Origin of the sequence: Streptomyces sp. SCSIO 30461 (assembly GCF_037023745.1) — a bacterium.
Taxonomy (GTDB): domain Bacteria; phylum Actinomycetota; class Actinomycetes; order Streptomycetales; family Streptomycetaceae; genus Streptomyces.
This window is the reverse complement of record NZ_CP146101.1, coordinates 111815-135593: the sequence shown is the minus strand read 5'-3', so window position 1 is coordinate 135593 and position 23779 is coordinate 111815. Positions and strand designations below refer to the sequence as shown.

19 protein-coding genes, 1 tRNA gene and 1 pseudogene are annotated in these 23779 nt (G+C 68.8%); 15 read left to right on the top strand and 6 right to left on the bottom strand.

Annotated features, from left to right (window positions below; genetic code table 11):
• The first annotated feature begins 387 nt into the window (after nt 1–387).
• The 9 genes from dnaN (at nt 388) to V1460_RS00585 (ending at nt 11341) form a co-directional block, all read left to right on the top strand.
• Nucleotides 388–1518, top strand: a complete 1131-nt coding sequence (dnaN, locus tag V1460_RS00625; RefSeq protein WP_338677839.1) for a DNA polymerase III subunit beta — start codon at nt 388–390, stop codon at nt 1516–1518.
• A 132-nt stretch (nt 1519–1650) separates the two neighbouring features.
• Nucleotides 1651–2529: a phosphogluconate dehydrogenase (NAD(+)-dependent, decarboxylating) gene (gene gnd, locus V1460_RS00620; protein ID WP_338671476.1), complete on the top strand. Its 879-nt coding sequence runs from the start codon at nt 1651–1653 to the stop codon at nt 2527–2529.
• Nucleotides 2530–2616: 87 nt separating this feature from the next.
• Nucleotides 2617–3738: a DNA replication/repair protein RecF gene (gene recF, locus V1460_RS00615; protein ID WP_338671475.1), complete on the top strand. Its 1122-nt coding sequence runs from the start codon at nt 2617–2619 to the stop codon at nt 3736–3738.
• A complete protein-coding gene (locus tag V1460_RS00610; RefSeq protein WP_338671472.1) occupies nt 3735–4289 on the top strand; it encodes a DciA family protein in 555 nt (184 codons plus the stop codon). Before recF ends, V1460_RS00610 begins: the two co-directional genes overlap by 4 nt.
• 523 nt (nt 4290–4812) lie before the next feature.
• Nucleotides 4813–6882, top strand: a complete 2070-nt coding sequence (gene gyrB / locus V1460_RS00605) for a DNA topoisomerase (ATP-hydrolyzing) subunit B (RefSeq protein ID WP_338677838.1) — start codon at nt 4813–4815, stop codon at nt 6880–6882.
• Between the two features lie 41 nt (nt 6883–6923).
• Complete coding sequence (gene gyrA / locus V1460_RS00600) at nt 6924–9518, top strand: DNA gyrase subunit A (RefSeq protein ID WP_338671471.1); 2595 nt, start codon at nt 6924–6926, stop codon at nt 9516–9518.
• 99 nt (nt 9519–9617) lie between these two features.
• Complete coding sequence (locus tag V1460_RS00595; RefSeq protein ID WP_407077376.1) at nt 9618–10232, top strand: DUF3566 domain-containing protein; 615 nt, start codon at nt 9618–9620, stop codon at nt 10230–10232.
• Between the two features lie 82 nt (nt 10233–10314).
• Nucleotides 10315–10388 (top strand) — tRNA-Ile (locus V1460_RS00590).
• A 650-nt stretch (nt 10389–11038) separates the two neighbouring features.
• Nucleotides 11039–11341 (top strand): helix-turn-helix transcriptional regulator, encoded by a 303-nt coding sequence (locus V1460_RS00585; protein ID WP_338677837.1) that lies wholly within the window; start codon nt 11039–11041, stop codon nt 11339–11341.
• A 54-nt stretch (nt 11342–11395) separates the two neighbouring features.
• Here the strand turns inward: V1460_RS00585 and V1460_RS00580 are convergent, their stop codons facing one another.
• The 4 genes from V1460_RS00580 to V1460_RS00565 all read right to left on the bottom strand — a co-directional run bounded on the left by V1460_RS00580 (nt 11396) and on the right by V1460_RS00565 (nt 14547).
• The gene (locus tag V1460_RS00580) at nt 11396–12496 is read right to left on the bottom strand and encodes a methyltransferase domain-containing protein (RefSeq protein WP_338671469.1); all 1101 of its coding nucleotides are present in this window, start codon (nt 12494–12496) and stop codon (nt 11396–11398) included.
• A gap of 212 nt (nt 12497–12708) precedes the next feature.
• Entirely contained in the window at nt 12709–12891 is a 183-nt protein-coding gene (locus V1460_RS00575; protein ID WP_338671468.1) for a hypothetical protein, read from the bottom strand.
• On the bottom strand, nt 12888–13256 hold the full coding sequence (locus V1460_RS00570; RefSeq protein ID WP_338671467.1) for a DUF6415 family natural product biosynthesis protein: 369 nt from the start codon (nt 13254–13256) through the stop codon (nt 12888–12890). Before V1460_RS00570 ends, V1460_RS00575 begins: the two co-directional genes overlap by 4 nt.
• A gap of 106 nt (nt 13257–13362) precedes the next feature.
• Nucleotides 13363–14547 carry a helix-turn-helix transcriptional regulator gene (locus tag V1460_RS00565; protein ID WP_338671466.1) on the bottom strand — a complete coding sequence of 395 codons (1185 nt, stop codon included), beginning with the start codon at nt 14545–14547 and terminating at the stop codon, nt 13363–13365.
• 89 nt (nt 14548–14636) lie between these two features.
• On the opposite strand from V1460_RS00565, the gene V1460_RS00560 reads away from it, so the two are divergent.
• Nucleotides 14637–15185, top strand: coding sequence for a flavoprotein (locus V1460_RS00560; RefSeq protein WP_407077375.1), 549 nt, complete (start codon nt 14637–14639; stop codon nt 15183–15185).
• A 510-nt stretch (nt 15186–15695) separates the two neighbouring features.
• On the opposite strand, the pseudogene V1460_RS36200 reads toward V1460_RS00560, so the two are convergent.
• Nucleotides 15696–15860 (bottom strand): annotated as a pseudogene (locus tag V1460_RS36200) (hypothetical protein); the annotation flags it as partial.
• A 391-nt stretch (nt 15861–16251) separates the two neighbouring features.
• Between V1460_RS36200 and V1460_RS00555 the strand changes: the two are divergent.
• The 5 genes from V1460_RS00555 to V1460_RS00535 all read left to right on the top strand — a co-directional run bounded on the left by V1460_RS00555 (nt 16252) and on the right by V1460_RS00535 (nt 22253).
• Nucleotides 16252–17486, top strand: a protein-coding gene (locus V1460_RS00555) for an IS3 family transposase (protein ID WP_338671464.1) whose coding sequence is annotated in 2 segments (ribosomal slippage) — nt 16252–16531 and nt 16531–17486 — 1236 coding nt in all. Because the reading frame shifts where the segments join, the coding sequence is not laid out codon by codon here.
• Between the two features lie 302 nt (nt 17487–17788).
• Nucleotides 17789–18181, top strand: a complete 393-nt coding sequence (locus V1460_RS00550) for a hypothetical protein (protein ID WP_338671460.1) — start codon at nt 17789–17791, stop codon at nt 18179–18181.
• Between the two features lie 477 nt (nt 18182–18658).
• Nucleotides 18659–18793 (top strand): DLW-39 family protein, encoded by a 135-nt coding sequence (locus V1460_RS00545; RefSeq protein WP_003958712.1) that lies wholly within the window; start codon nt 18659–18661, stop codon nt 18791–18793.
• Nucleotides 18794–19020: 227 nt separating this feature from the next.
• Nucleotides 19021–20946 (top strand): VWA domain-containing protein, encoded by a 1926-nt coding sequence (locus V1460_RS00540; protein WP_338671459.1) that lies wholly within the window; start codon nt 19021–19023, stop codon nt 20944–20946.
• On the top strand, nt 20943–22253 hold the full coding sequence (locus tag V1460_RS00535) for a hypothetical protein (RefSeq protein ID WP_338671457.1): 1311 nt from the start codon (nt 20943–20945) through the stop codon (nt 22251–22253). Before V1460_RS00540 ends, V1460_RS00535 begins: the two co-directional genes overlap by 4 nt.
• Before the next feature lie 41 nt (nt 22254–22294).
• On the opposite strand, the gene V1460_RS00530 is transcribed toward V1460_RS00535, so the two are convergent.
• Nucleotides 22295–23728 (bottom strand): serine/threonine-protein kinase, encoded by a 1434-nt coding sequence (locus V1460_RS00530; protein ID WP_338671456.1) that lies wholly within the window; start codon nt 23726–23728, stop codon nt 22295–22297.
• Nucleotides 23729–23779: the final 51 nt, after the last annotated feature.

Sequence of the window (23779 nt, the reverse complement as noted above, 5' to 3'; positions counted from 1 at the left end):
GCTGGGGAGAACTCCCCTTGGCCTGTGTACGGCGTGTGCAGAACTTTCGCGCGTCCACAGACGACCCCGGTTGTCCACCGACTCCACCCACAGGGGCGGTGGACAAAAAAGCGCCTCTGACCTGCCTGGACGGGGTTATCCACGGTTTCCACAGGCCCTACTACTACTCCCACTTAGAGTTAGCCAGGAATCCGCTTCGAAGTGGGTGCTGTGCACAACTCGGCGCCGGAACTCTGGCCAACGCTTGTCCTGACTTGACCCCGAGCCGCACCGAGTGTGGGTGCCGTGCGTCAGACTGGTCTCCGGCATCACCCCGGCTCCCCGCCGGCAGTCATGCCGACCACGAAGGCCAGCAGAGCGAGCGAGCAACAGCAGGAGGCGGTTCCGGTGAAGATCCGGGTGGAGCGCGATGTACTCGCGGAGGCGGTGGCGTGGGTGGCCCGGAGCCTCCCGGCACGTCCGCCGGCGCCCGTTCTCGCGGGCCTTCTTCTGAAGGCCGAGGACGGCGCGCTGAGCTTCTCCAGCTTCGACTACGAGGTCTCCGCGCGGGTCTCCGTCGAGGCGGAGGTCGAGGAGGACGGCACCGTCCTCGTATCCGGCCGCCTGCTGGCCGACATCTGCCGCGCCCTTCCGAACCGCCCCGTGGAGATCTCCACAGACGGTGTACGAGCCACCGTGGTCTGCGGCTCGTCCCGCTTCACCCTGCACACGCTGCCCGTGGAGGAGTACCCGGCACTGCCGCAGATGCCGACCGCGACCGGCACGGTCCCCGGCGAGGTCTTCGCCTCCGCCGCCGCCCAGGTCGCCATCGCCGCCGGACGGGACGACACCCTCCCGGTGCTCACCGGTGTGCGCATCGAGATCGAGGGCGACACGGTCACTCTGGCCTCCACCGACCGCTACCGCTTCGCGGTCCGCGAGTTCCTGTGGAAGCCCGAGTCCCCCGACGCATCCGCCGTCGCGCTCGTGCCCGCCAAGACGCTGCTGGATACGGCCAAGGCGCTGACCAGCGGCGACACCGTCACTCTGGCGCTGTCCGGCTCCGGTGCCGGTGAGGGCCTGATCGGTTTCGAGGGCGCCGGCCGTCGTACCACCACGCGGCTGCTCGAAGGCGACCTGCCGAAGTACCGGACGCTGTTCCCGACGGAGTTCAACTCGGTCGCGGTGATCGAGACCGCCCCGTTCGTCGAGGCCGTCAAGCGTGTCGCGCTGGTCGCCGAGCGGAACACCCCGGTGCGGCTGTCCTTCGAGCAGGGCGTGCTGATCCTGGAGGCCGGTTCCAGCGATGACGCACAGGCTGTGGAGCGCGTGGACGCCAAGCTGGACGGCGATGACATCTCGATCGCCTTCAACCCGAACTTCCTGCTGGACGGTCTGAGCGCCATCGACTCCCCGGTCGCCCAGCTCTCCTTCACCACCTCCACCAAGCCTGCGCTGCTCAGCGGCAAGCCCGCGGTGGACGCGGAGGCGGACGAGGCCTACAAGTATCTGATCATGCCGGTGCGGCTCAGCGGCTGACCTGCGTGGTCGCCGGCGATCGTCCACTCCCGGGGCCCTCGTACGAGCGACGGACCCCACAGGTGTGCACCCGCGTCCGGGCGTAGGCTCGGACGCGGGCACAGAACTGCACACGACCTGAAGGAATCACTGATGGAGCTCGGTCTCGTCGGCCTCGGCAAGATGGGCGGCAACATGCGCGAGCGGATCCGCCGCGCAGGCCACACCGTGATCGGTTACGACCGCGATCCGGACCTCGCCGATGTCCACAGCCTCGATGAGCTTGTGGACAAGCTGGAGGGGCCCCGGGTTGTGTGGGTGATGGTGCCCGCGGGTCATGCGACCCAGGCCGTCATCGATGAGCTGGCAGGGCTGCTGTCGCCCGGCGACATCGTCGTGGACGGAGGCAACTCCCGCTGGACCGACGACGAGCGGCACGCCGTCGAGCTGGGCATCAAGGGCATAGGTTTCGTCGACTGCGGTGTCTCTGGCGGTGTGTGGGGCCTGGAGAACGGCTACGCGCTGATGTACGGCGGCAGCGATGAGCATGTCGGCAAGGTGCAGCCCATCTTCGACGCGCTCAAGCCCGAAGGCGACTTCGGCGCCGTACACGCGGGCAAGGTGGGAGCCGGCCACTTTGCGAAGATGGTCCACAACGGCATCGAGTACGCGATGATGCAGGCCTACGCCGAGGGCTGGGAGCTGCTGGAGAAGGTCGACTCGGTCACGGACGTACGTGAGGTCTTCCGCTCCTGGCAGGAGGGCACGGTCATCCGCTCCTGGCTGCTCGATCTCGCGGTCAACGCCCTGGACGAGGACGAGCACCTGGACAAGCTGCGCGGTTACGCGCAGGACTCCGGTGAGGGCCGCTGGACTGTGGAGGCGGCCATCGGCCATGCGGTCCCGCTGCCCGCGATCACCGCCTCGCTGTTCGCGCGGTTCGCCTCCCGCCAGGACGACTCTCCCCAGATGAAGATGATCTCCGCTCTGCGGAACCAGTTCGGCGGGCACGCGGTCGAGGCCAAGAAGTAGTCCACAGGCTGTGCGCGGTGGTCCGTGCACATGTGCACGGACCGTGGTTGAGCACGGAGTAGAAGCCGGGGGAGGTCGGCGTTCCATATGCATGTCACGCATCTGTCGCTGGCCGACTTCCGCTCGTATGCCCGGGTCGAGGTCCCGCTCGACCCGGGCGTCACCGTGTTCGTCGGTGCAAACGGCCAGGGCAAGACCAATCTGGTGGAAGCCGTCGGCTATCTCGCCACGCTCGGCAGCCACCGGGTCGCCTCCGACGCTCCGCTGGTCCGGATGGGGGCGGACCGTGCAATCATCCGGGCCGCGGTCACCCAGGGGGAGCGGTCCCAGCTGGTGGAGCTCGAGCTGAACCCGGGGCGGGCGAACCGAGCCAGGATCAATCGATCGTCGCAGGTCAGACCGCGCGATGTGCTCGGGATCGTACGGACGGTGCTTTTCGCGCCCGAGGACCTCGCGCTGGTCAAGGGAGACCCGGGAGAGCGGCGGCGGTTCCTGGACGAGCTGATCACCGCGCGGTCGCCGCGGATGGCAGGAGTGCGGTCGGACTACGAGCGAGTGCTCAAGCAGCGCAACACCCTGCTCAAGACCGCCGCGATGGCGCGTCGCCATGGCGGGCGCGGGGCCGATCTGTCCACCCTGGACGTGTGGGACCAGCATCTGGCCAAGGCCGGCGCGGAGCTGCTGGCGCAGCGCCTGGATCTGATCGCGACGCTCCAGCCGCTCGCGGACAAGGCATATGAACAGCTCGCCCCCGGAGGCGGACCGGCGGCGCTCGAGTACCGGGGCTCGGGCGGCAGCGGAGCGCAGGGCCGAGCGGAGTTGTACGAGCAGTTGATCGGCGCGCTCGCCGATGTGCGCAAGCAGGAGATCGAGCGGGGGGTGACGCTCGTCGGACCGCACCGCGATGAACTGCTGCTCAAGCTCGGCGAGCTGCCCGCGAAGGGGTACGCGAGCCATGGCGAGTCCTGGTCTTACGCGCTGGCGCTGAGGCTGGCCTCGTACGACCTGCTGCGGGCGGAGGGCAACGAGCCGGTGCTGGTGCTCGACGACGTCTTCGCCGAGTTGGACGCCCGGCGCCGTGAGCGGCTCGCGGAGCTGGTCGCTCCGGGTGAGCAGGTCCTGGTGACGGCGGCGGTGGAGGACGACGTGCCCGTGGTGCTGGCCGGGGCGCGCTACGCGGTGGCGGAGGGCGCGGTGGAGCGCGTATGAGCGAGAACGAGGCGGCCGGGGCGACTGGAGCCGCCGGCGTGCCTGAGCCGTCGGGTGTGGATCTGGCCCGGGTGGCGCTGCGCGCGGCCAAGGAACAGGCTCGGGCACGCGGTGCGGCGGCCCAGGAGAAGCGGCAGGCCAGGCGGGGCGGCGGGCTGCGCTCCGGAGCCCGCGCGGACGGCCGCGACCCGCTGCCGCTGGGTGCTGCGATCAACCGCCTGATCACCGAGCGGGGCTGGGAGACACCCGCGGCGGTGGGCGGGGTGATGGGGCGCTGGCCGCAGATCGTCGGCGAGGACCTGGCGAAGCACTGCGTACCGCTGCGGTACGACGAGGAGCCGGACCAGCGGGTGCTGACGGTGCAGTGCGACTCGACGGCATGGGCGACGCAGCTGCGGCTGCTGGCACCGCGGCTGGTCGCCCGCCTGAACGAGGACCTGGGCCAGGGGACGGTGCGCGTGATCAAGGTGCTGGGACCCGGCGGTCCCGTGCGTCGCTACGGGGCCCTGCGGGCACCGGGGAGTGTGGGCCCGGGGGACACATACGGCTGAGGCCGCACCCGGTGACGTCGTCCGTCGTCCGACGGGGTCGGTGCCCGAGGCGGCATCGCCCGATTCGGCATGGCCGATCCGGCAGATGGGGCGAGGCTGTACAGGCACAGGCGGGTGCATGCCCCGGTGGGCCGCGCCCCGTCGAGAGCACGCGGCTTCGATGCGGCGCCGCGGTCCCTGTTTCCGGGCGCAGGGCAGACGCCGGACAGGCGCCTCGCGGACCGGGGTTCCCCCTGCCGCCCGTCCCCCTGAAACCAGGGGGACCCATGGGGTGTCCCTCACCGTAGCCGAGGGTTGACAGGCAGAAGCGCTCAATGCCCGTGTGAGCCTCTTGGAGCCCCTTCCCGGATATGGGGAGTCGGTCGGCGCCCGTTCAGGGCGGCACATGCGGACTCAGGTGCCCGCAAACCCCCATTCGGGTCGGCGATACCGGTAGACTGGTAGGCAATCCCGCCGTGTAGGCGGGACAGTCGATTTAATGCCGAACGACGCAGCCGCTCCCGACCAGTCCGGAGAACGGCTCGTGCTGTGCCAGAAAGGGCGCTTCGTGGCCGATTCCGGCAACCCCAACGAGAACCTTCCGTCCACAGCTGCCGATGGGAACGGCGAGGCATCCTCGTCGTACGACGCCAGCGCGATCACCGTCCTCGAGGGCTTGGACGCGGTCCGCAAGCGGCCTGGCATGTACATCGGCTCGACCGGTGAGCGCGGACTGCACCATCTCGTCCAGGAAGTCGTGGACAACTCCGTGGACGAGGCCCTGGCGGGCCACGCGAGCAGGATCGACGTGACGATCCTCGCCGACGGCGGTGTGCGCGTGGTCGACGACGGCCGCGGTATCCCCGTGGACATCCACCCGGTGGAGAAGAAGCCCGCCGTCGAGGTCGTGCTCACCGTGCTGCACGCGGGCGGAAAGTTCGGCGGCGGCGGATACGCCGTCTCGGGTGGTCTGCACGGCGTCGGCGTGTCCGTGGTGAACGCGCTGTCGACCAGGGTCTCGGTCGAGATCAAGCGGGACGGCTTCCGTTGGACCCAGGACTACAAGCTGGGTGTGCCCACCGCGCCGCTCGCCAAGCACGAGGCCGTCGAGGACTCGGGCACCACGGTCACGTTCTGGGCCGACGGGGACATCTTCGAGACCACCGAGTACTCCTTCGAGACGCTCTCGCGCCGCTTCCAGGAGATGGCCTTCCTGAACAAGGGCCTGACCCTGACCCTCACGGACGAGCGCGAGTCCGCGAAGGCGACGGTCGGCGCCGACGACCCCGACGCCGAGGCGGCGGAGGAGCCGAAGGCCCGCACGGTCACGTACCACTACGAGGGCGGCATCGTCGACTTCGTGAAGTACCTCAACTCCCGCAAGGGGGAGCTGATCCACCCCTCGGTCATCGACATCGAGGCGGAGGACAAGGAGCGGCTGCTCTCCGTTGAGGTCGCGATGCAGTGGAACTCGCAGTACAGCGAGGGCGTGTACTCGTTCGCGAACACGATCCACACCCACGAGGGAGGTACCCACGAGGAGGGCTTCCGCGCCGCGCTGACGGGTCTCGTCAACCGCTACGCACGCGACAAGAAGCTGCTGCGCGAGAAGGACGACAACCTCACCGGTGAGGACATCCGCGAGGGTCTGACCGCGATCATCTCGGTCAAGCTGGGCGAGCCCCAGTTCGAGGGCCAGACCAAGACCAAGCTCGGCAACACGGAGGCCAAGACCTTCGTGCAGAAGGTCGTCAACGAGCACCTCACCGACTGGTTCGACCGCAACCCCAACGAGGCGGCGGACATCGTCCGCAAGGGCATCCAGGCAGCCACGGCCCGGGTCGCCGCCCGCAAGGCCCGCGACCTCACCCGCCGCAAGGGCCTGCTGGAGAGCGCCTCGCTGCCGGGCAAGCTGTCCGACTGCCAGTCGAACGACCCCACCAAGTGCGAGATCTTCATCGTCGAGGGTGACTCCGCCGGCGGCTCGGCCAAGTCCGGCCGCAACCCGATGTACCAGGCCATCCTGCCCATCCGCGGCAAGATCCTCAACGTCGAGAAGGCCCGGGTCGACAAGATCCTCCAGAACACCGAGGTCCAGGCCCTCATCTCGGCCTTCGGCACCGGTATCCACGAGGACTTCGACATCGAGAAGCTCCGCTATCACAAGATCATCTTGATGGCGGACGCCGATGTCGACGGGCAGCACATCAACACCCTGCTGCTGACCTTCCTTTTCCGCTTCATGCGGCCACTGGTCGAGGCGGGCCACGTGTATCTGTCCCGTCCCCCGCTCTACAAGATCAAGTGGGGCCGTGACGACTTCGAGTACGCGTACTCGGACCGTGAGCGGGACGCGCTGGTCGAGCTGGGCAAGCAGCAGGGCAAGCGGATCAAGGAAGACTCGATCCAGCGCTTCAAGGGTCTCGGCGAGATGAACGCCGAGGAGCTGCGCGTCACCACGATGGACGTCGAGCACCGCGTACTCGGCCAGGTCACCCTGGACGACGCGGCGCAGGCGGACGACCTGTTCTCGGTGCTGATGGGCGAGGACGTCGAGGCTCGGCGCTCCTTCATCCAGCGCAACGCCAAGGACGTCCGCTTCCTCGACATCTGAGTCGGTCTCAGCTGACCGCTCGAAAGGACTGAAGACCAGCAATGGCCGACGAGAAGACCCCCGCCACCACCGGTACCGAAGAGGAAGGCACGCAACTGCGGATCGAGCCCGTCGGGCTCGAGACGGAGATGCAGCGCTCCTACCTCGACTACGCGATGTCCGTCATCGTCTCTCGTGCGCTGCCGGACGTACGGGACGGCCTCAAGCCCGTCCACCGCCGTGTGCTGTACGCGATGTACGACGGCGGCTACCGGCCCGAGAAGGGCTTCTACAAGTGCGCCCGTGTCGTCGGCGACGTCATGGGTACGTACCACCCGCACGGCGACTCCTCCATCTACGACGCGCTCGTGCGTCTCGCCCAGCCGTGGTCGATGCGGATGCCGCTGGTCGACTCCAACGGCAACTTCGGCTCCCCCGGCAACGACCCGGCCGCCGCCATGCGCTACACCGAGTGCAAGATGGCGCCGCTGTCGATGGAGATGCTCCGGGACATCGACGAGGAGACCGTCGACTTCCAGGACAACTACGACGGCCGCAACCAGGAGCCGACGGTCCTGCCGTCCCGCTTCCCGAACCTGCTGGTCAACGGCAGCGCCGGTATCGCGGTCGGTATGGCCACCAACATCCCGCCGCACAATCTGCGCGAGGTCGCGGCCGGCGCCCAGTGGGCGCTGGAGCACCCGGAGGCCAGCCACGAGGAGCTCCTCGACGCGCTGGTGGAGCGGATCAAGGGCCCCGACTTCCCGACCGGCGCCCTGGTCGTGGGTCGCAAGGGCATCGAGGAGGCGTACCGCACCGGTCGCGGCTCCATCACGATGCGCGCGGTGGTCGAGGTCGAGGAGATCCAGAACCGCCAGTGCCTGGTGGTCACGGAGCTTCCGTACCAGGTCAACCCGGACAACCTCGCGCAGAAGATCGCCGACCTGGTGAAGGACGGCAAGGTCGGCGGCATCGCCGACGTCCGCGACGAGACCTCGTCCCGCACCGGCCAGCGCCTGGTCATCGTGCTCAAGCGGGACGCCGTAGCCAAGGTCGTCCTCAACAACCTGTACAAGCACACCGATCTCCAGACCAACTTCGGCGCCAACATGCTGGCGCTGGTCGACGGGGTGCCGCGCACGCTGTCGCTGGACGCGTTCATCCGCCACTGGGTGACGCACCAGATCGAGGTCATCGTCCGCAGGACGAAGTTCCGGCTGCGAAAGGCCGAGGAGCGGGCCCACATCCTGCGCGGTCTGCTGAAGGCGCTGGACTCGATCGACGAGGTCATCGCGCTGATCCGGCGCAGTGAGACGGTCGAGGTCGCGCGCGAGGGCCTGATGGGCCTGCTGGAGATCGACGAGATCCAGGCCAACGCGATCCTGGAGATGCAGCTCCGCAGGCTGGCCGCCCTGGAGCGGCAGAAGATCGTGCAGGAGCACGACGAGCTCCAGGCGAAGATCAACGAGTACAACGGGATCCTCGCCTCGCCGGAGAAGCAGCGCGCGATCGTCAGCGAGGAGCTCGCCGCCCTGGTGGAGAAGTTCGGCGACGACCGGCGCTCCAAGCTGATCCCCTTCGACGGTGACATGTCCATCGAGGACCTGATCGCCGAAGAGGACATCGTCGTCACCATCACGCGCGGTGGCTACATCAAGCGCACCAAGACCGAGGACTACCGCTCGCAGAAGCGGGGTGGCAAGGGCGTGCGCGGTACGAAGCTGAAGCAGGACGACATCGTCGACCACTTCTTCGTCTCCACCACGCACCACTGGCTGCTGTTCTTCACCAACAAGGGCCGGGTGTACCGGGCCAAGGCATACGAGCTGCCGGACGCCGGCCGGGACGCACGCGGACAGCACGTCGCCAACCTGCTGGCCTTCCAGCCGGACGAGCAGATCGCCGAGATCCTGGCGATCCGCGACTACGAGGCCGTGCCGTACCTGGTGCTCGCCACCAAGGCGGGTCTGGTGAAGAAGACCCCGCTGAAGGACTACGACTCCCCTCGTTCCGGCGGTGTCATCGCGATCAACCTCAGGGAGACCGAGGACGGCCGTGACGACGAGCTGATCGGTGCCGAGTTGGTGTCGGCCGAGGACGACCTGCTGCTGATCAGCAAGAAGGCCCAGTCGATCCGGTTCACCGCCACGGACGACGCCCTCAGGCCCATGGGCCGGGCGACATCCGGCGTGAAGGGCATGAGCTTCCGAGAGGGCGACGAACTGCTCTCGATGAATGTGGTCCGGCCCGGTACGTTCGTGTTCACCGCCACCGACGGCGGGTACGCCAAGCGCACCGCGGTGGACGAGTACCGCGTCCAGGGGCGTGGTGGCCTCGGTATCAAGGCCGCCAAGATCGTGGAGGACCGCGGCTCCCTCGTGGGCGCGCTGGTGGTCGAGGAGACCGACGAGATCCTCGCCATCACGTTGTCCGGTGGTGTGATCCGTACGCGAGTCAACGAAGTCAGGGAGACGGGCCGTGACACCATGGGCGTCCAGCTGATCAACCTGGGCAAGCGGGACGCCGTGGTCGGTATCGCGCGCAACGCCGAGGCGGGACGCGAGGCCGAGGAAGTCGACGGCGACGACGCGGATGGCGCCGCCGGGGCCGAGGAAGGTGCCGTGGTGGCAGAGGCCGCCGCGGAGCGCGAGGAGTAGCAAGTGAGTGGAGCCGAGGGCGCCGGTCAGGGTGCCTCTGCCGGAGCCGCCCGACCCATGGGTGCCCCCGGCTCCGCAGGTGGCCCTCGGGGGGTTACGGTGACGGACACCGGGGGGCTCAAGCCCCCGTACGGGAACGACGGCGGGGAGCAGGAGCAGCCGGTGCAGCAGCAGGGAACGAAGCAGCCTTACCACCCACCTCAGGCGTACCCGTCGCCCCAGGGCGAGGAGGGTACTCAGGGGGGTGGCCCGCAGCCGGGTACGGAGGCCGGGCAGCCGGTCGCCGCGGACGCGGTACGCCGCCCCCGCACCGGGGCGACCACTCAGCCGAGGACGCGCAAGGCGCGTCTGCGGGTCGCCAAGGCCGATCCGTGGTCGGTGATGAAGGTGAGCTTTCTGCTCTCCATCGCCATCGGCATCTGCACGATCATCGCTTCGGCGGTGCTGTGGATGGTCATGGACGCCATGGGCGTCTTCACGGAGGTCGGCAGGACGTTCAGCGACGCGACGTCGGTCGGCGGCGAGGCCGGCGACAGCGGCGGCTTCGACCTGGAGTCGTTCCTCTCGCTGCCCCGTGTGCTGATCTTCACCTCGGTGATCGCCGTGATCGATGTGGTGCTGGCCACAGCGCTGGCGACGCTGGGAGCGTTCATCTACAACATCTCCGCCGGGTTCGTGGGCGGGATCGAGCTGACGCTCGCGGAGGACGAGTAGGCGGGGGTCCGGGGGGTAGAGAACCGATTTTGGGACTACCCCCCACGTGCGCTAACCTTCAGGAGTCAGCGCGCAGCGCGGAGGGGCTATAGCTCAGTTGGTTAGAGCGCATCCCTGATAAGGATGAGGCCACAGGTTCAAATCCTGTTAGCCCCACAGTGACCTGAATCCAGGTCAGAGGCCCGGTAGAGATCATCTTCTACCGGGCCTTCTGCATGTCTTGATCTTGAGAATCCACTACTGGTCCGTAACCTAACTCGAACACAACGTCGCAGTTCCGTAGAGGATCAGCTACCGGGTGTAGAAGGATGATCGCCACGGGTACAGTGCCAATTGGGGAGGCAGGCGTGGCAACACCGTCTGCCTGACACCACAGCCCCAGGCAAGTTCCCGTTGAGGTGCCGGGAGGCCCTCAACGGGAAAGACGCCCCCTGCCGGTCTTTGCAGGATGGCGTCCCGCCAAGTGGTGTAGAGGATCAAGGCGCCGGAATCCGCAGGCCAGGGACGGCGGCTCCGCCCTGCCGGGCGCCCAACCTGCCTCACCGGCAGGCTTGGTGGGCTGCTGCGCCGATGGAGATCACCACGGGCCGCGTACCGGAACGCACAGATCTTGATCCCCTACACCACGTCGCGGGACACGACCCTTTGCAGCAGGGGGCGTCGTGATGCCCACAGTAAACCGCCCCGTCTCAGAAGAAGCCGGGACGGCGTGAAACGGTCGGGATTCGACCAATACAGCCGAGCGGGCCGCGACGGACACCACATCACGTCGCGGCCCGCCCCTCACCGCCCTCCCGACCGTGCTCATGATCAAACAATTAGGGTCGACCCTAATCACAAATGATCATGGGGTCGGGAGCGTAGTCCAAGTGCCGCGCCCAACTCCGCTGACAGCCAGTGTCATCGCCCGCCGCCAAGCAGTCGGAGAACGAATCCGTCGCGTGCGCGAGCACCACAACCTCAGCCAGCGCGAGCTGTGCGAGCGGACCGGCATCGACATCGCGAGTTACAGCCGCATCGAGCAAGGCCACAGCTCACCGTTACTCGACACTCTGATCCGCATCTCAGACGCCATCGGCGTCGAGCTCGCCGACCTCGTGCAGCGCTGAACCCCGGCCGGCGCGACGGGGATACAGGAACCGGCCGGGGCAGTCAGAGAGCCGCTACACGGCCACCGGCGCAAGCACGTTGTCCGGCGCGTGCAGCCACAGGTACCCGCCTTCGCGGCCCACCGTCAGCCCGAACGACTCGGAGGCCGGGGAGCCGAGGTCGACGTAGCCGCGGTGCGCCGCTTCGATCTCGGACCACAGATGGCGCGGCCCGTACTCCCACACGTCGCCAGCGACCGCGGTCGCCGCCGATCCGTCCGAATGCTGTGCCCACACCTGCACCCCTGCGGATCCCTGGCTGTGCCACAGCCGTACGCCCGGCAGCCGGGCGCCCGCGTACAGGGCGAACCCAAGGTGCAGGATCGCGGACGCACTCAGACGGGTCTGACGGCAGCGAGCGGTGCCGCTGTCGACCGGTGCACCCTCGCTGGCCCGGTGTGAGCGCATCGGCATGTACGAGGCGCCGCCGTGGAACCGGCCCGACGCGGTACCGCTCTCCTGCACGGTGAGCTGTACCAGGGCTCCCGACCAGAACTCTCGGGCGAGCGGGGCGACGATCAGCCCGCCTGGGCGCATCTGGTCGACGTATGCGGCCGGGACATGCCGTAGGGCGCAGGTGGCCAGGATCGCGTCGAACGGGGCGACCCCGGGCCATCCCGCCTCACCGTCCCCGCAACGCAGGTTCGGCCTGTACCCCGCGGTGTGCAGCGCCGCCTCGGCGTGTGCCGCGAGCACAGGATCCAACTCGATGCTGAAGACCTGATCGCTACCGAGGTGCTCGGACAGCAGCGCCGCCACGTGGCCTGTTGCGGTGCCGATCTCCAGCACGCGGGCGTCATCCTCGATCTGGAGCAGTCCGAGTGATCGGGCGACCATCGAGGGTTGTGAGTTCGATGATGTCGCGATGCCGGGCCCGTCCTCGGCGCCGTCGTCCAGCTGGATCACGACCGGCTCGTCGGCGTGGATGAGAGCCAGCCGGTCAGCCGGTGAAGTGAGCGGCGTGCAGCCGTTAGGGTCCTGCCGCCACGCGCGGGCCGGGATGAACGGCTCGCGTGGCACGGCGTCCCACACCCGGCGCCATGTGTCGTCGAGCAGACCGCGCTCGTGCAGCTGCTGCACGAGCGCGGCGTGCCCGCCCAGTTGGGCAGTCGTCACGACGTCAGTCCTCCGTGACCTTGCCCGGACCACTGCCGTCAGGAGACGGCGGGGTCGGCGGCGGCGTCCACGGCTTGTCGCTCGGCTGCCCGGCGTGCTTGCCGCTGTCGCTCATGGTCGTGACCTCCTGTGTGGTGGGGTCGTGCACGGTCGGCGGACGTGGTGCAGTGTGCCCCGCTCGCGGTCCGCCGTAGTCCGGCGAGCGGGGAGCATCAGGGGCAGGCCCACACGTCGACGTCCAGGACGTGGACGCCCTGCCGGCCGCGAGCCCGGCCGGGGTTCACGGCGCCGACGGTGAGGGCCTTGCCGCAGGCGAAGCAGGCGCGGCCCTTGTACTGGTTCCAGTTCAGCTCGCTGACAGGCGGTACCGGCTGCTCTCGGCAGGGGCCGGTCATGGCGCGTCTACGGCGGTGCTGAGGCTTTCGTAGTGGTCGCACAGCGCCAGCACCGCCATGGCGACCTTCCGCGCGTGCCGACGTGCGGCGGTCGGCCCGGTCCCAGGGGGTGTCTTGACCCGCCGACAGGCGCCGTCCACGGCCACTTGCGCCACCTGCGCGGGCACGTCACCGAGCGGGGCGCGGCGGATCAACGCCTGGGTCTCGGGGACCATCAGGTACACGAAGCCGCACATCGCGGGGACGAGATCCGCCGATGTGGTCTCCTCGTCTTCCATCACCTGGCGGGCGACATCCCGCATGGTGGCGAGGTCCGGTGGCGCGCTCTCCACAGCACTTGCCAGGTCCTCGGTATGGTGCGCCATCGTCGCCCCCGGATTCATCACGGCTTGTCACTGGTTGGCTACATGACCAGCGTGACCGTGGGGGTAGGGGGCAACGCTCACAGATTTGTGAGCGCGCCTGTGAGCGTCAGAGCCCGATCCAGGCGGCCATGTGGCCGAGAGTCTCGGGCGTGCGGCGAGAAATGTGGACCAAGCCCTTGATGGTCTCCCGGGCCCCTGGGTGATACCGGGTCTGCTCCGGAGCGACACGCCGTGCGTGGACGATGGACGTGAGGGCCGCGTCCGTGCGGCCGATCTCCATTTCGCAGCGTGCCCGGTCAATGAGGAAGTGTGCGCGGCGAGACGTCGCCAGCGATGCCGGTAGCGCGATGAGGCGAGCCTGTTTCACCGCGTCGTCATAGTGATGCATCTCCACGGCCGCAGACATCTTGTGCAAGGCGACATTCGTCGGGCCGAAAGAGAGCCAGTGGATGTCCGAGGCGTCGCCCGTGCGCTTGGCGTAGGACCGGGCCTCGGCGATGTGAGCGTCGACGGCTGCCTTGTCGGTGGCCCGGGCCGCGATGACCGATGCGCCGAGGTGTAGTTGCCCGGCGACCGCGAGAGTCTCCCGGTCCTGTCCAGACTGGTGGAGCATGGCGTGGCCAGACCCGATCAGGCGCTGTCCGATCGTGTACTCGCCCTCGCGGAAGTAGACCAGGGCTCGCATGTACTGGCGTACGGCGGCGAGGCAAGGGTCAGAGGCGCGTTGGGCTGCCCAGTCCATGCGGTCCAGTGCGACCGCGCTGAGGTCGTAGTACCCGAGCTTCACCGAGATGTCATGCGCGGTGCGGTACGTGGATGCGAGTGCCTGCCACATATCCCGCGCCGGGGCGCGGTACGCGGTGGTCGTGAGCTCGGTGATGACGCCGGGGAGCGCCCGAGCGGCTTTCCTGAGGTGGGTGGCACGGACATCGGCGCACAGCTGATCGGCGGCCGCCACAAGCTGAGCCGCAGTCTTCGTCGTCAGATCCGGGTCCGCACCGAGGTCGTAGAGGTCGAGGGCTTCGCGGATGGGCCGCACCAGCTCCGCGAGGCGGTCTTGTTGAAGCTCAGTTATGTAGGGCTGTCCTGTCAGGACGGTCACGTCAACCCCGAGGGCGTGGGCGCATGCTGCCACGAAGTCGACGCTGGCAGGCCGCGCTCCGCACTCGACTTGGTTCAGCAGACTGTACGAGTAGGGGATTCGCGCGGACAGTTGCCGTTGAGTGAGTCGGGCGAGACGCCGTTGCTCCTTGATACGCGCGCCGGTGTGGTCGTCGTCCAGTCTCGGCATAATGGGCTCCGTTCCTGACTCGTCATCTGGAACGGTACTCGCGATCGCCCCCGCAGCCGCCCGGTTCGGGGGCGGTCGCATGTGATCGGATGGTCCGCATGACGAGGACCCTGTATTTGTTCGGAAGCGCCGCACCACCAGTGTTCGACGTCGCCCGTGTCATCGAGGCTGCGCAACGCCGCGGCTGGGAGGTCTGCTTGGGGCTGACTCCAACTGCGGCCGACTGGCTGGAGGACTCTCTGCCCGAGTTGGAGGCGCTGACTGGGCACCCCGTGCGGTCCCGGTACAAGCGGCCAGGTGAGCCAGACGTTTGGCCGAAGGCTGACGTAGTCCTGGTCGCGCCGGCCACATTCAACACCATCAACGCGTGGGCCCTCGGGCTCACCGACCGGTTCGTGGTCGGGGTCGTGGCGGAGGGTATCGGAAAGGGCATCCCGATCGTCGCGATGCCGTGCGTGAACGCGGCCTACGTGCGGCACCGGGCTTTCGAGCGGAGCGTGGCGGAACTCCGCGCCATGGACGTCACCGTGCTGTACGGGGAAGGCGGGTTCGTCCCCAACCAGCCGGGCCAGGGCCGCCCGTCTGATTACCCGTGGTCGGTGGCGCTGGACGCAGTCAGCGGGACCATCGGCAAGTAGACGCACGAAAACGCCCCCTGCCCGGCCCGAAGGCCAGACAAGGGGCGTTCATGAGTACTGGCGGCGATGCGGATCAAGCGCCAAGGTGAGCAGTCCGCGGCGCTCTGGAGCCGGCTCCGGAGCGCCGTCTCTCCGGCACACCAGTGCAGCCGGATCGTCTTCGGGAGCCTGCCACGAGTACCCGTCGGGACAGCCCGCCCCGTCGGCCCCAGCCTCTCCGGGCGGACCCTGCGGACCCCTCAACTACGAGCTGCCGCAGCGCCGTCCCGAGTGCGCTGTGATTCGGGTCGGTGTCCAGCCAGTGCGTCGTGTAGTGCCCCGCCCCGGGTGTCTCCGACTCCTTCTTGAGGATCAGGTCCCGCGCTTCGGCCACGGTGATCGTGGACCGGCGCTCCTCCGTCCGCAGGTGCACGCGGACGGCGGGCACCCCCAGCTGCGCGGCAGCCGCGACCAGCTCGCGGTCCTCGCTGCGGCGAAATCGGCGGGCGACAGGTAAGGGATGCCCTCCCGCTACGGGTAGTGCCCACCGGTCGGCCACCAGCCGCTGGCCTCCTCGCCGTTCAGCGTGCGACGGATCGCGCTGGTGGAGCCGTCCGTACCGCAGACGATATGGACAGCCCGGCCGACGAGCGCGTGATGAGCCAGGATCTGCCCGGCCCACAGCGTCTCGTCGTCCTGGTGTGGGGCGTAGTAATGGAGCGGCCGGCCAGTGGCCGCAGGTTACAGGTTTCTCTACCTCATCAAGCCCCGGCTGCGCTCCGCTCCGCCGGGCGCGCTTCCCGGCTCTGGCTGCGCCCGCGCTCCTGCCTTCGGCCCGCTCGGCGCTGCCGCCGCCGACGCGCGCCCACATGTGGATAGGCCGGTAGGCATGAGTCGATCACCGCATAGAGCGGCCTACGGTCAAGACGATGCCTCCGGCGGGGGATCGGCCGGCACCGGGATGGAGGGGGGCGCCGTTCCCGTCTGCGAGTCCGTAGTGGCGTGCGCGGGGTGCTCCCATCCCGTCCACCGTCGTGAATCGCCCCGGGTTTGATGGAGACATCGAAGACCCGGAAGGATGCCGATCATGGCTGCTCCCCGTAAGTACCCCGACGAACTGCGTGAACGCGCGACGCGTCTGGCGGTCGAGGCCCGCAAGGACCCGGTCGGCAGGGCCGGGGCGATCAAGCGCATCGCCGACCAGCTGGACGTGCACCCCGAGGCTCTGCGGGGGTGGGTCAAGCGGGCCGAGGCCGACGAGGGCGTCGTGCCAGGGACCACGGGCACAGAGGCCGCCCGGATCGCGGAACTGGAGCGGGAGGTGAAGGAACTGCGACGGGCGAACGCGATACTGAAGTCCGCCTCGGCTTTCTTCGCCGCGGAGCTGGACCGTCCACTGCGATGAAGGTCGCCTACATCGACCAGTACAAGGAGACGTTCGGCGTCCAGCCGATCTGTGACGTCCTCGCCGAGACGGACGCGCCGATCGCGCCGAGCACCTACTACGCCGCTCAGGGCCGTCCGCCGTCGGCCCGCAGCCTGCGCGATGCGGAGCTCACCGAGGAGATACGCCGGATCCACACCGACAACTACGGGGTCTACGGGGCCCGCAAGGTCCATGCCGCTCTGGTCCGCGAGGGACACAAGGTGGCCCGCTGCACCGTCGAACGTCTCATGCGGGCGGCAGGACTTCGCGGAGTGATCCGGGCCAAGAGCCCGCGCACCACCCGGCCCGCTCCCGAGACCGACCGGCCCGCCGACCTGGTCGAGAGGCAGTTCACCGCAACTGCACCGAACCAGCTGTGGGTTGCCGACATCACCTACATCAGAACCTTCTCCGGCTGGGTCTACGCCGCCTTCGTCATCGACGTCTTCTCCCGCATGGTCGTCGGCTGGCAGGTCGCTACCACCCTTTACACCGACCTCGCCCTCGACGCGCTGGAGATGGCGATCTGGCGCCGCCGGCACACCGGCGCCGACCTCACTGGTCTCACGCATCACTCGGACCGCGGCGTTCAATACCGTGCTATCCGCTACACCGAACGCCTCGCGGAAGAGGCTGCTGTGGCTTCGGTCGGCTCACGAGGCGATTCGTATGACAATGCCCTGGCCGAGGCGTTCAACAGCCTCTTCAAGGCCGAACTGATCCGCAACAAGGGACCGTGGACCGGCATCAACGACATCGAGATCGCCGTCGCCGAGTACATCGACTGGTTCAACCAGCGCCGCCTCCACGGCGAGCTCGGCCACATCACCCCGGCCGAGCACGAGGCTGCCTACTCCGCAGCTGAACCCCCTGCGTCACTCCAGAAAACCAGCTAACTCACACTCCACGAAACCCGGGGCTTGACATCGACCCAGGCAGAGCCGAGCAGACGCGGCCCATGGCGTCCAGGTCGTTCGTACAGTGGCACGCTCCACCTGGACGCCATGAACCACGCCCGCTCCACGGTGTGTGGGTCGACGGCGGACGGGATGGGACCCGGGGTGAGTGGTGGGAAGGGTGGCAGGGAACAGGCCCGGCCGCGATCACTCGTCCCGAGCCATTCCGCTGGCTGAGCTGCGACTGGGCACGGCCACCGAATTGGATACTGTCCCGAACTACCATCGCCCTTGGGGGGAACATGACCGTCATCAAGCTTCTGAGACCTGCCCTCGCCGCCACGCTCCTGGCCTCAGCCACGGCCTGCGGAGCGTCATCCGTGCCGGAGGCCTCGGCGAGCACCTCTACCAGCTCGGGGGCCGCCGAGACGCGTCGTACGGCAGACGCCGAGCCGGTCAGCGCCACCATGCCCGATGTCATCGGCGGCAATGCCGGGCGTGCGTACGAGCAGATGAGCTCCGAAATGGACATGATCTTCAAGGACGCGAGCGGCCAGGGTCGTCCGGTGGACGACCCGGTTGCATGGAAGATCTGCAGCTCCCAGCCGGACCCGTACCAGCAGATCACGGATTACCCGGTGGTCTTCCACGTGGTGAAAGTGTCGGAGAACTGCGAGGACACGACGCCGAAGTGATGTGTCCGAGACTCCGGCGTTCCGCAACGGTGTTCCAAACAAGTGCTGTGCAATGGCGAGGCAGCCTTGTCAAGACCGAGTGCGACGGCTGACACCAGCGGCTGACACCAACAAGCACGAACAGCAGCGGTCGGCGCCGGACCTCAGTGGACGATCGACCGAGGCGCAGGGGCCGTTGGCCGACGTTGACAGACCCCGGTGATCGACCTGATAAGCCGGTGATCGACCTGATAAGGATGAGGCCACAGGTTCAAATCCTGTTAGCCCCACCAGTACGAAGACCCCGAACCCGCAGTGGTTGGGGGTCTTCGGCGTTCGCGGCCGGTATCGGGCCGATCGGGTATCCCCTGGGGAAGCGGGAGTTGGTCGCTCGGTGGGCATGTCCCGAGGCGGGCTCAGGTCACCGAACGGTATCGATCGGTGTGTATAGTCGGGCGCCAGAGGTCCTCATACGTCAAGGAAAGACGAGGTCGCGCGGTGAAGAAGCTTCTCCTGGTCGCACTGGCCGCCATCGGCGGGCTCCTCGTGTACCGCCAGATCCAGGCGGATCGCGCCGAGCAGGATCTGTGGACGGAGGCGACCGACTCCGTGCCCGCAGGTTCGGGTGTGTGAGACACAAGCGGAACAGAGTGACGGAGCCCCGGCCGATGAAACGGCCGGGGCTCCGCGCTGTTCGGCGGCCGGGTAGGGTTCCGCGCCGTGTTGCATGTCCGTGACACAACAACCTTGCCTTCACCTTAGTGAATGACTAGCTTGCGATTGCAAAGTTGATGTCTGTGTTGAGGGGGGGACGGCAGCTGGAATCCAGGCGCAGGCGCCGAACATGTTCGACGCTTCTCGTGGGCGGGGCACTGCTTGCTCTGACGGGCGGGGTGCTGCCCGCCGCCGCCGCGCCGGGCGGGTCGCCGAGCGGGGCCGCGAAGGCTCCGCAAGGGTTCGGCCCAGGCGGACTGGTCATGGTGCTCGACTCGTCCGGTTCGATGGGCGACGACGACGGTACGGGACGGACCCGCATGGACGCCGCCCGCGCGGCAGTGGGCACCGTCGTGGACGCGCTCCCCGACGGACACCCCACCGGGCTCCGGGTCTACGGAGCGGATCAGCCCAAGGGCTGCACCGACACCCGGCTCGTCCGGCCCGTACAGGCGCTCGACCGTGCGGCACTGAAGCGGGCGGTCGCGTCCGTGCGGCCCAAGGGGGACACCCCCATCGGGCTTTCGCTCCGCAAGGCAGCCCAGGACCTCCCCAGGCCCGATGGCGGGGTGATCGGCACCCGTACGATCCTGCTGGTCTCGGACGGCGAGGTCACCTGCGGCACACCGGATCCCTGCGAGGTGGCGAAGCAGCTCAGCGACGACGGGATCGGGCTGCGTATCGACGCCGTGGGATTCCAGGTACGCGGCGCCGCCCGCAAGCAACTGGAGTGCATCGCCGAGGCGGGCAACGGGCGCTACTACGACGCACCCGACGCCGCAGCCCTGGCCCGCCAACTCCAGCGCTCCGCGCGGCTGTCCGCTGACGGCTACCGGCTGCGCGGCAAGCCGGTCGAGGGCAAGCCGGAGCGCACCGGGGCGCCCGTGCTCGCTGCCGGGCAGTATCTGGACTCCATCGGGCCGGGCGAGAAGAGGCACTACGCGGTCGACCTCGACGCGGTCTCGACGGCGGATTTCTCGGCGACGGCCGTGCCGCAACCCGGGTCCGCCGTCGATCGGCTCGACAGGCTCAGCATCGGGATCGAGTACGCCGGAGAGGACTCCGGAGGTTCCGTCAGCTCGTGCGAGACCAGTACCGAGTTCTTCTCCCAGACGGAGGGTGCGACCCCGCTCACTTCGGCGGTCGCCAGGGTGCCGAGCGAGGACGGCGGCGGCACCTGCGACAAGGCAGGGCGCTACTGGCTCGTCGTCGAGCGCAGGAGCGCGCCGGACTCGGACTCCGCCCGCTGGCCGCTGGAGCTGACGTACGGCACCGACAAGCCCCTCACCCCGGGTGTCACCCCGGCCGAGTCGCGTCCCGACTACGGCAAGGGCGGCAAGGACGCGACCCTGCCGCTGGGCGACCCGGACGACGTGGCAGGCGGCACCGGCTTCAACGATGCCAGGGAGATCGGCCCTGGCGTGTGGCGCGACCGGATCCTCCCTTCGCAGACCCTCTGGTACAAGGTCCCCGTCGGCTGGGGTCAGCAGCTGCGCTACGACGTGGAGTTCGCGAACGAGCCCACGGTGGACGGGATCACGGGGAACTGGTCGTACGGCGCCACGGAGGTGTTCACCCCGGCCCGTGCACCGGTGGGCGGCGGTACCACCGAGTTCACACAGCAGACGATCTACCGCGGGCAGCCCGCCGTGCTGAAGATGGGCACGGTCCCGGTCTCCTGGACCAACCGCTACGAGAACCACCCCAATGTCATTCCCGTGCACCAGGGCGGCGACTTCCACATCGCCGTCACACTCGGCGCCCGAGCCGCCGAGATCGCCGAGAACCCGCAGATCGGGGTGGTGCTGCGGGTCGCGGTGCTCGGTGAGGCGAAGTCGGGTCCGCAGTACGACGCCCCGGTGGTGGCGGACAAGGGCAACAAGCAGGCCACCCGCGAGGACGGCGGCGGGACCGACGGGGCAGGATGGATCAGCACCACGACCGCGATGGTCGCGGGAGGTGCCGCCGTCGTTCTGATCACCGGATTCGCTTTCGCTTTCCTACGTGTACGGACGGCACGGGGCAGGAACAGGACCAGCCGCACGGGCACGACATGGGGGAGGGACCGATGAGGCAGCGCGGCGAAAGCCGGAGCAAGGTCCGCGGCCGGACCGGGGTGGCGACGGCGCTGTGCGCGGCGCTGTGCGCCGTGGTGGCGCTGCCGGGCGGTTCGGCACAGGCGGAGGAAGCACCTGGCGTGTACACCTTCGACAGCGCCGCCAAGCCGGTCCGGGGCGCCACCGTCAGCAGCAACGCCCAGCTACTCGAAGCCGGTTCCGTCTACCGGGACAGCATCAAGAAGGACGCCAAGCTCTACTACCGCCTCGACCTCGACGCCAGGACGAACGCATATGTCTCGGTTGTCGCGGTGCCCAGGGCCGGTGGCAAGGTGGAGTACGGCGACGGCATCACGGTGACCATCCAGAGCGGCTCGAACAGCCGGTGCAGCACGCAGAACGCGCACTTCGAGTCGGCCGCCTTCACCCGTCCGATCGCCGCGTACGCCGGCCGGACGATAGAGCCGGGCAGCTCAAGCTGCCAGGAGCGCGGCGCGTACTACGTGCTCGTCGAACGGGCCACCAAGGCGACCTCCACACCGGACGGCTGGGATCTGGAGATCCGCTACGACGCGGAGCCGTCACTCAAGGCGGATGGGCCCACCGAGGCGCCCGAGGACTGGCCGTCCTCATCCCCCGCGCCGCCTGCCGGCGGGCCGCAGCGGCGGGCGGGTGGCACCGGTTTCAACGACGCCATGAGCATCGGCCAAGGCGAATGGCGTGACGACATCAAGCCCGGTCAGACCCGTGTCTTCCGGGTGCCGGTGGACTGGGGCCAGCAGCTCTTCGTCGCGGCCGATCTCGGCTCCAGCACGGCGAGCACCGAATACGTCGGCCAAGCCCTGGTGGTCGCGCTGCACAATCCCGCCCGCGGGCTCGTCCGCCAGAAGTCGGACTCCTACAGCGGTGAGCCCGCGTCGATGGGGTTCGAGTCCCTGCCTCCGGTGGCCTACGAGAACCGCTTCGACAGCAGCGACTCCACCAGCGGCATGCGCTTCGCCGGCTGGTACTACGTGTCAGCCACCCTCAGCCCGGAGCTTGTGAAGGAGTACGGGGACCAGGCCGTGCCGCTGACGCTGCGGGTGAACGTGACGGGGAAGGCGAAGCAGGGCCCGGGTTACGACGGGCAGGCCGGGATCTTCGCCGTCACGGACGACGACCGGGACGCGGCGGCCGACGGGCTCAGCGGACCGGGGGCGGCGAGGAGCGACACGATGAAGCTGGTCGCGGTGGCAGGCATCGGAGCCGGGACCGTGCTGCTGCTCGGCCTCGGAGGCTGGACGGTCGTGGCGCGCAGGCGCCCTACGGACCGGGCGCACTAGGACGCACCGATGAGGAGCGGGGAGCGGTGCGGCGGCGGCCGTCACACCTGGGTGAGTGCCCAGATGCCCACCGCGAAGCAGACCAGCGCCACCAGTAGCACCGGGACCGCCACCTTCGGGGGCGGTCCCGGACGCTTGTGCGGGCCGGGCTGGGGAGATCTCGGGGACTCGGCGGTGTAGGGACGGGTGGGAGCCTGCCCGAAGGCCGCCGAAGTGTTCTGCGCCGTCGGGGGCGTCTGCGGCTGGGACGGCGGCGCGAGGCGGAAGGAGCCCGTGTCGCCGGGGGAGGCCATGGGCGGCGGTGTATGCGGATCGTGCCCGACCGGCTGCCGCGCGGCCGGGGCAACCGGGAGACCGGTGTATGACGGGTATGACGGGTCGACCGCCGGGGGCGGGGGCGTCGTGGGGACCGGAGGGGTGGTCCCACTCGTGGCCGTGTGCGGCTCGGATCCGCCGCGGCCTTCGTGTGCCTGCCGCGCTTCGTGTCCCGTGGGAGGTCCGTGCTGTTCGTACTGTTCGGGCAGTCCGTGCTGCTCACGCTGTCCCGCGCCTTCGGCGTGGCCGGTGCCTTCGGCGTGGCCGGTGCTTTCGGCGTGTCCCGGGCCGCCGGGGCCGAACCCCGGGGGCAGCGGCCCTATCTGGTCGAAGACCTCCACCGGCTCCTCGTCCGCGCCCGAATCGGGGAGCAGCTCCACAGCGGATGCCAGTGCCTTGCGCGCACCCGTGGCCGTGCGGAACCGCGCCTGCGGATCGGGCTGGAGCAGGCCGGCGAGCACCTGCCACAGCGGCTCGGGGATGCCCTGGGGCGCGCCGGGAGTGCCATGGGCGGCGAAGTGCCCGACCAGGGCGCGGGAGTCCGGCTTCTGTCCGTGGAGGAGGTAGAGGGCGACAAGACCGACCGCGAACAGGTCGGCGGCGAAGTCGGGTTCGGCACCGAGCATCTGCTCGGGGGCGATGTATCCGGGCGTCCCCACGAAGTAGCTCGTCTCGGTCAGCCGAGGCTCTCCCTTGCGCATGGCGATACCGAAGTCGGACAGCCGCAGATGCGGCCGTCCGGTGCCGGTGGCCTCCAGCAGGATGTTGGCCGGCTTGATGTCGCGGTGTACGACGCCTTCGGCGTGCACCGCCGCGAGTCCGGACAGCAGCTGGTCGAGCAGGGTGCAGACGAAGCGCGGCGGCAGCGGGCCGTAGTCGCCGATCAGATGCGCCAGCGAACCCCCGCTCACCAAGTCCATGGTGAACAGCACCTTGTCGTCGTCGGCGGCCCAACTGGCCGGAGCCAGGACATGCGGGTGGTCGATGCGCAGCGCCTGCTCACGGACGAAGCGCAGCAGGGTGTGTGCGTCGCTCTGCTGGAGGACCTTGGCAGCCACATAGCGTCGCCGCCGCTGGTCCCAGGCGCGCCAGACCGCGCCGACACCACCCCGGCCGATCGGGTCGATCAGCTCGTACCGACCAGAGAAGACCTCACCCATCGTGCTGCGCCTGCCCCCGGTTCCCTGTTCTGGTGCGCCGTGTTCGGTCCG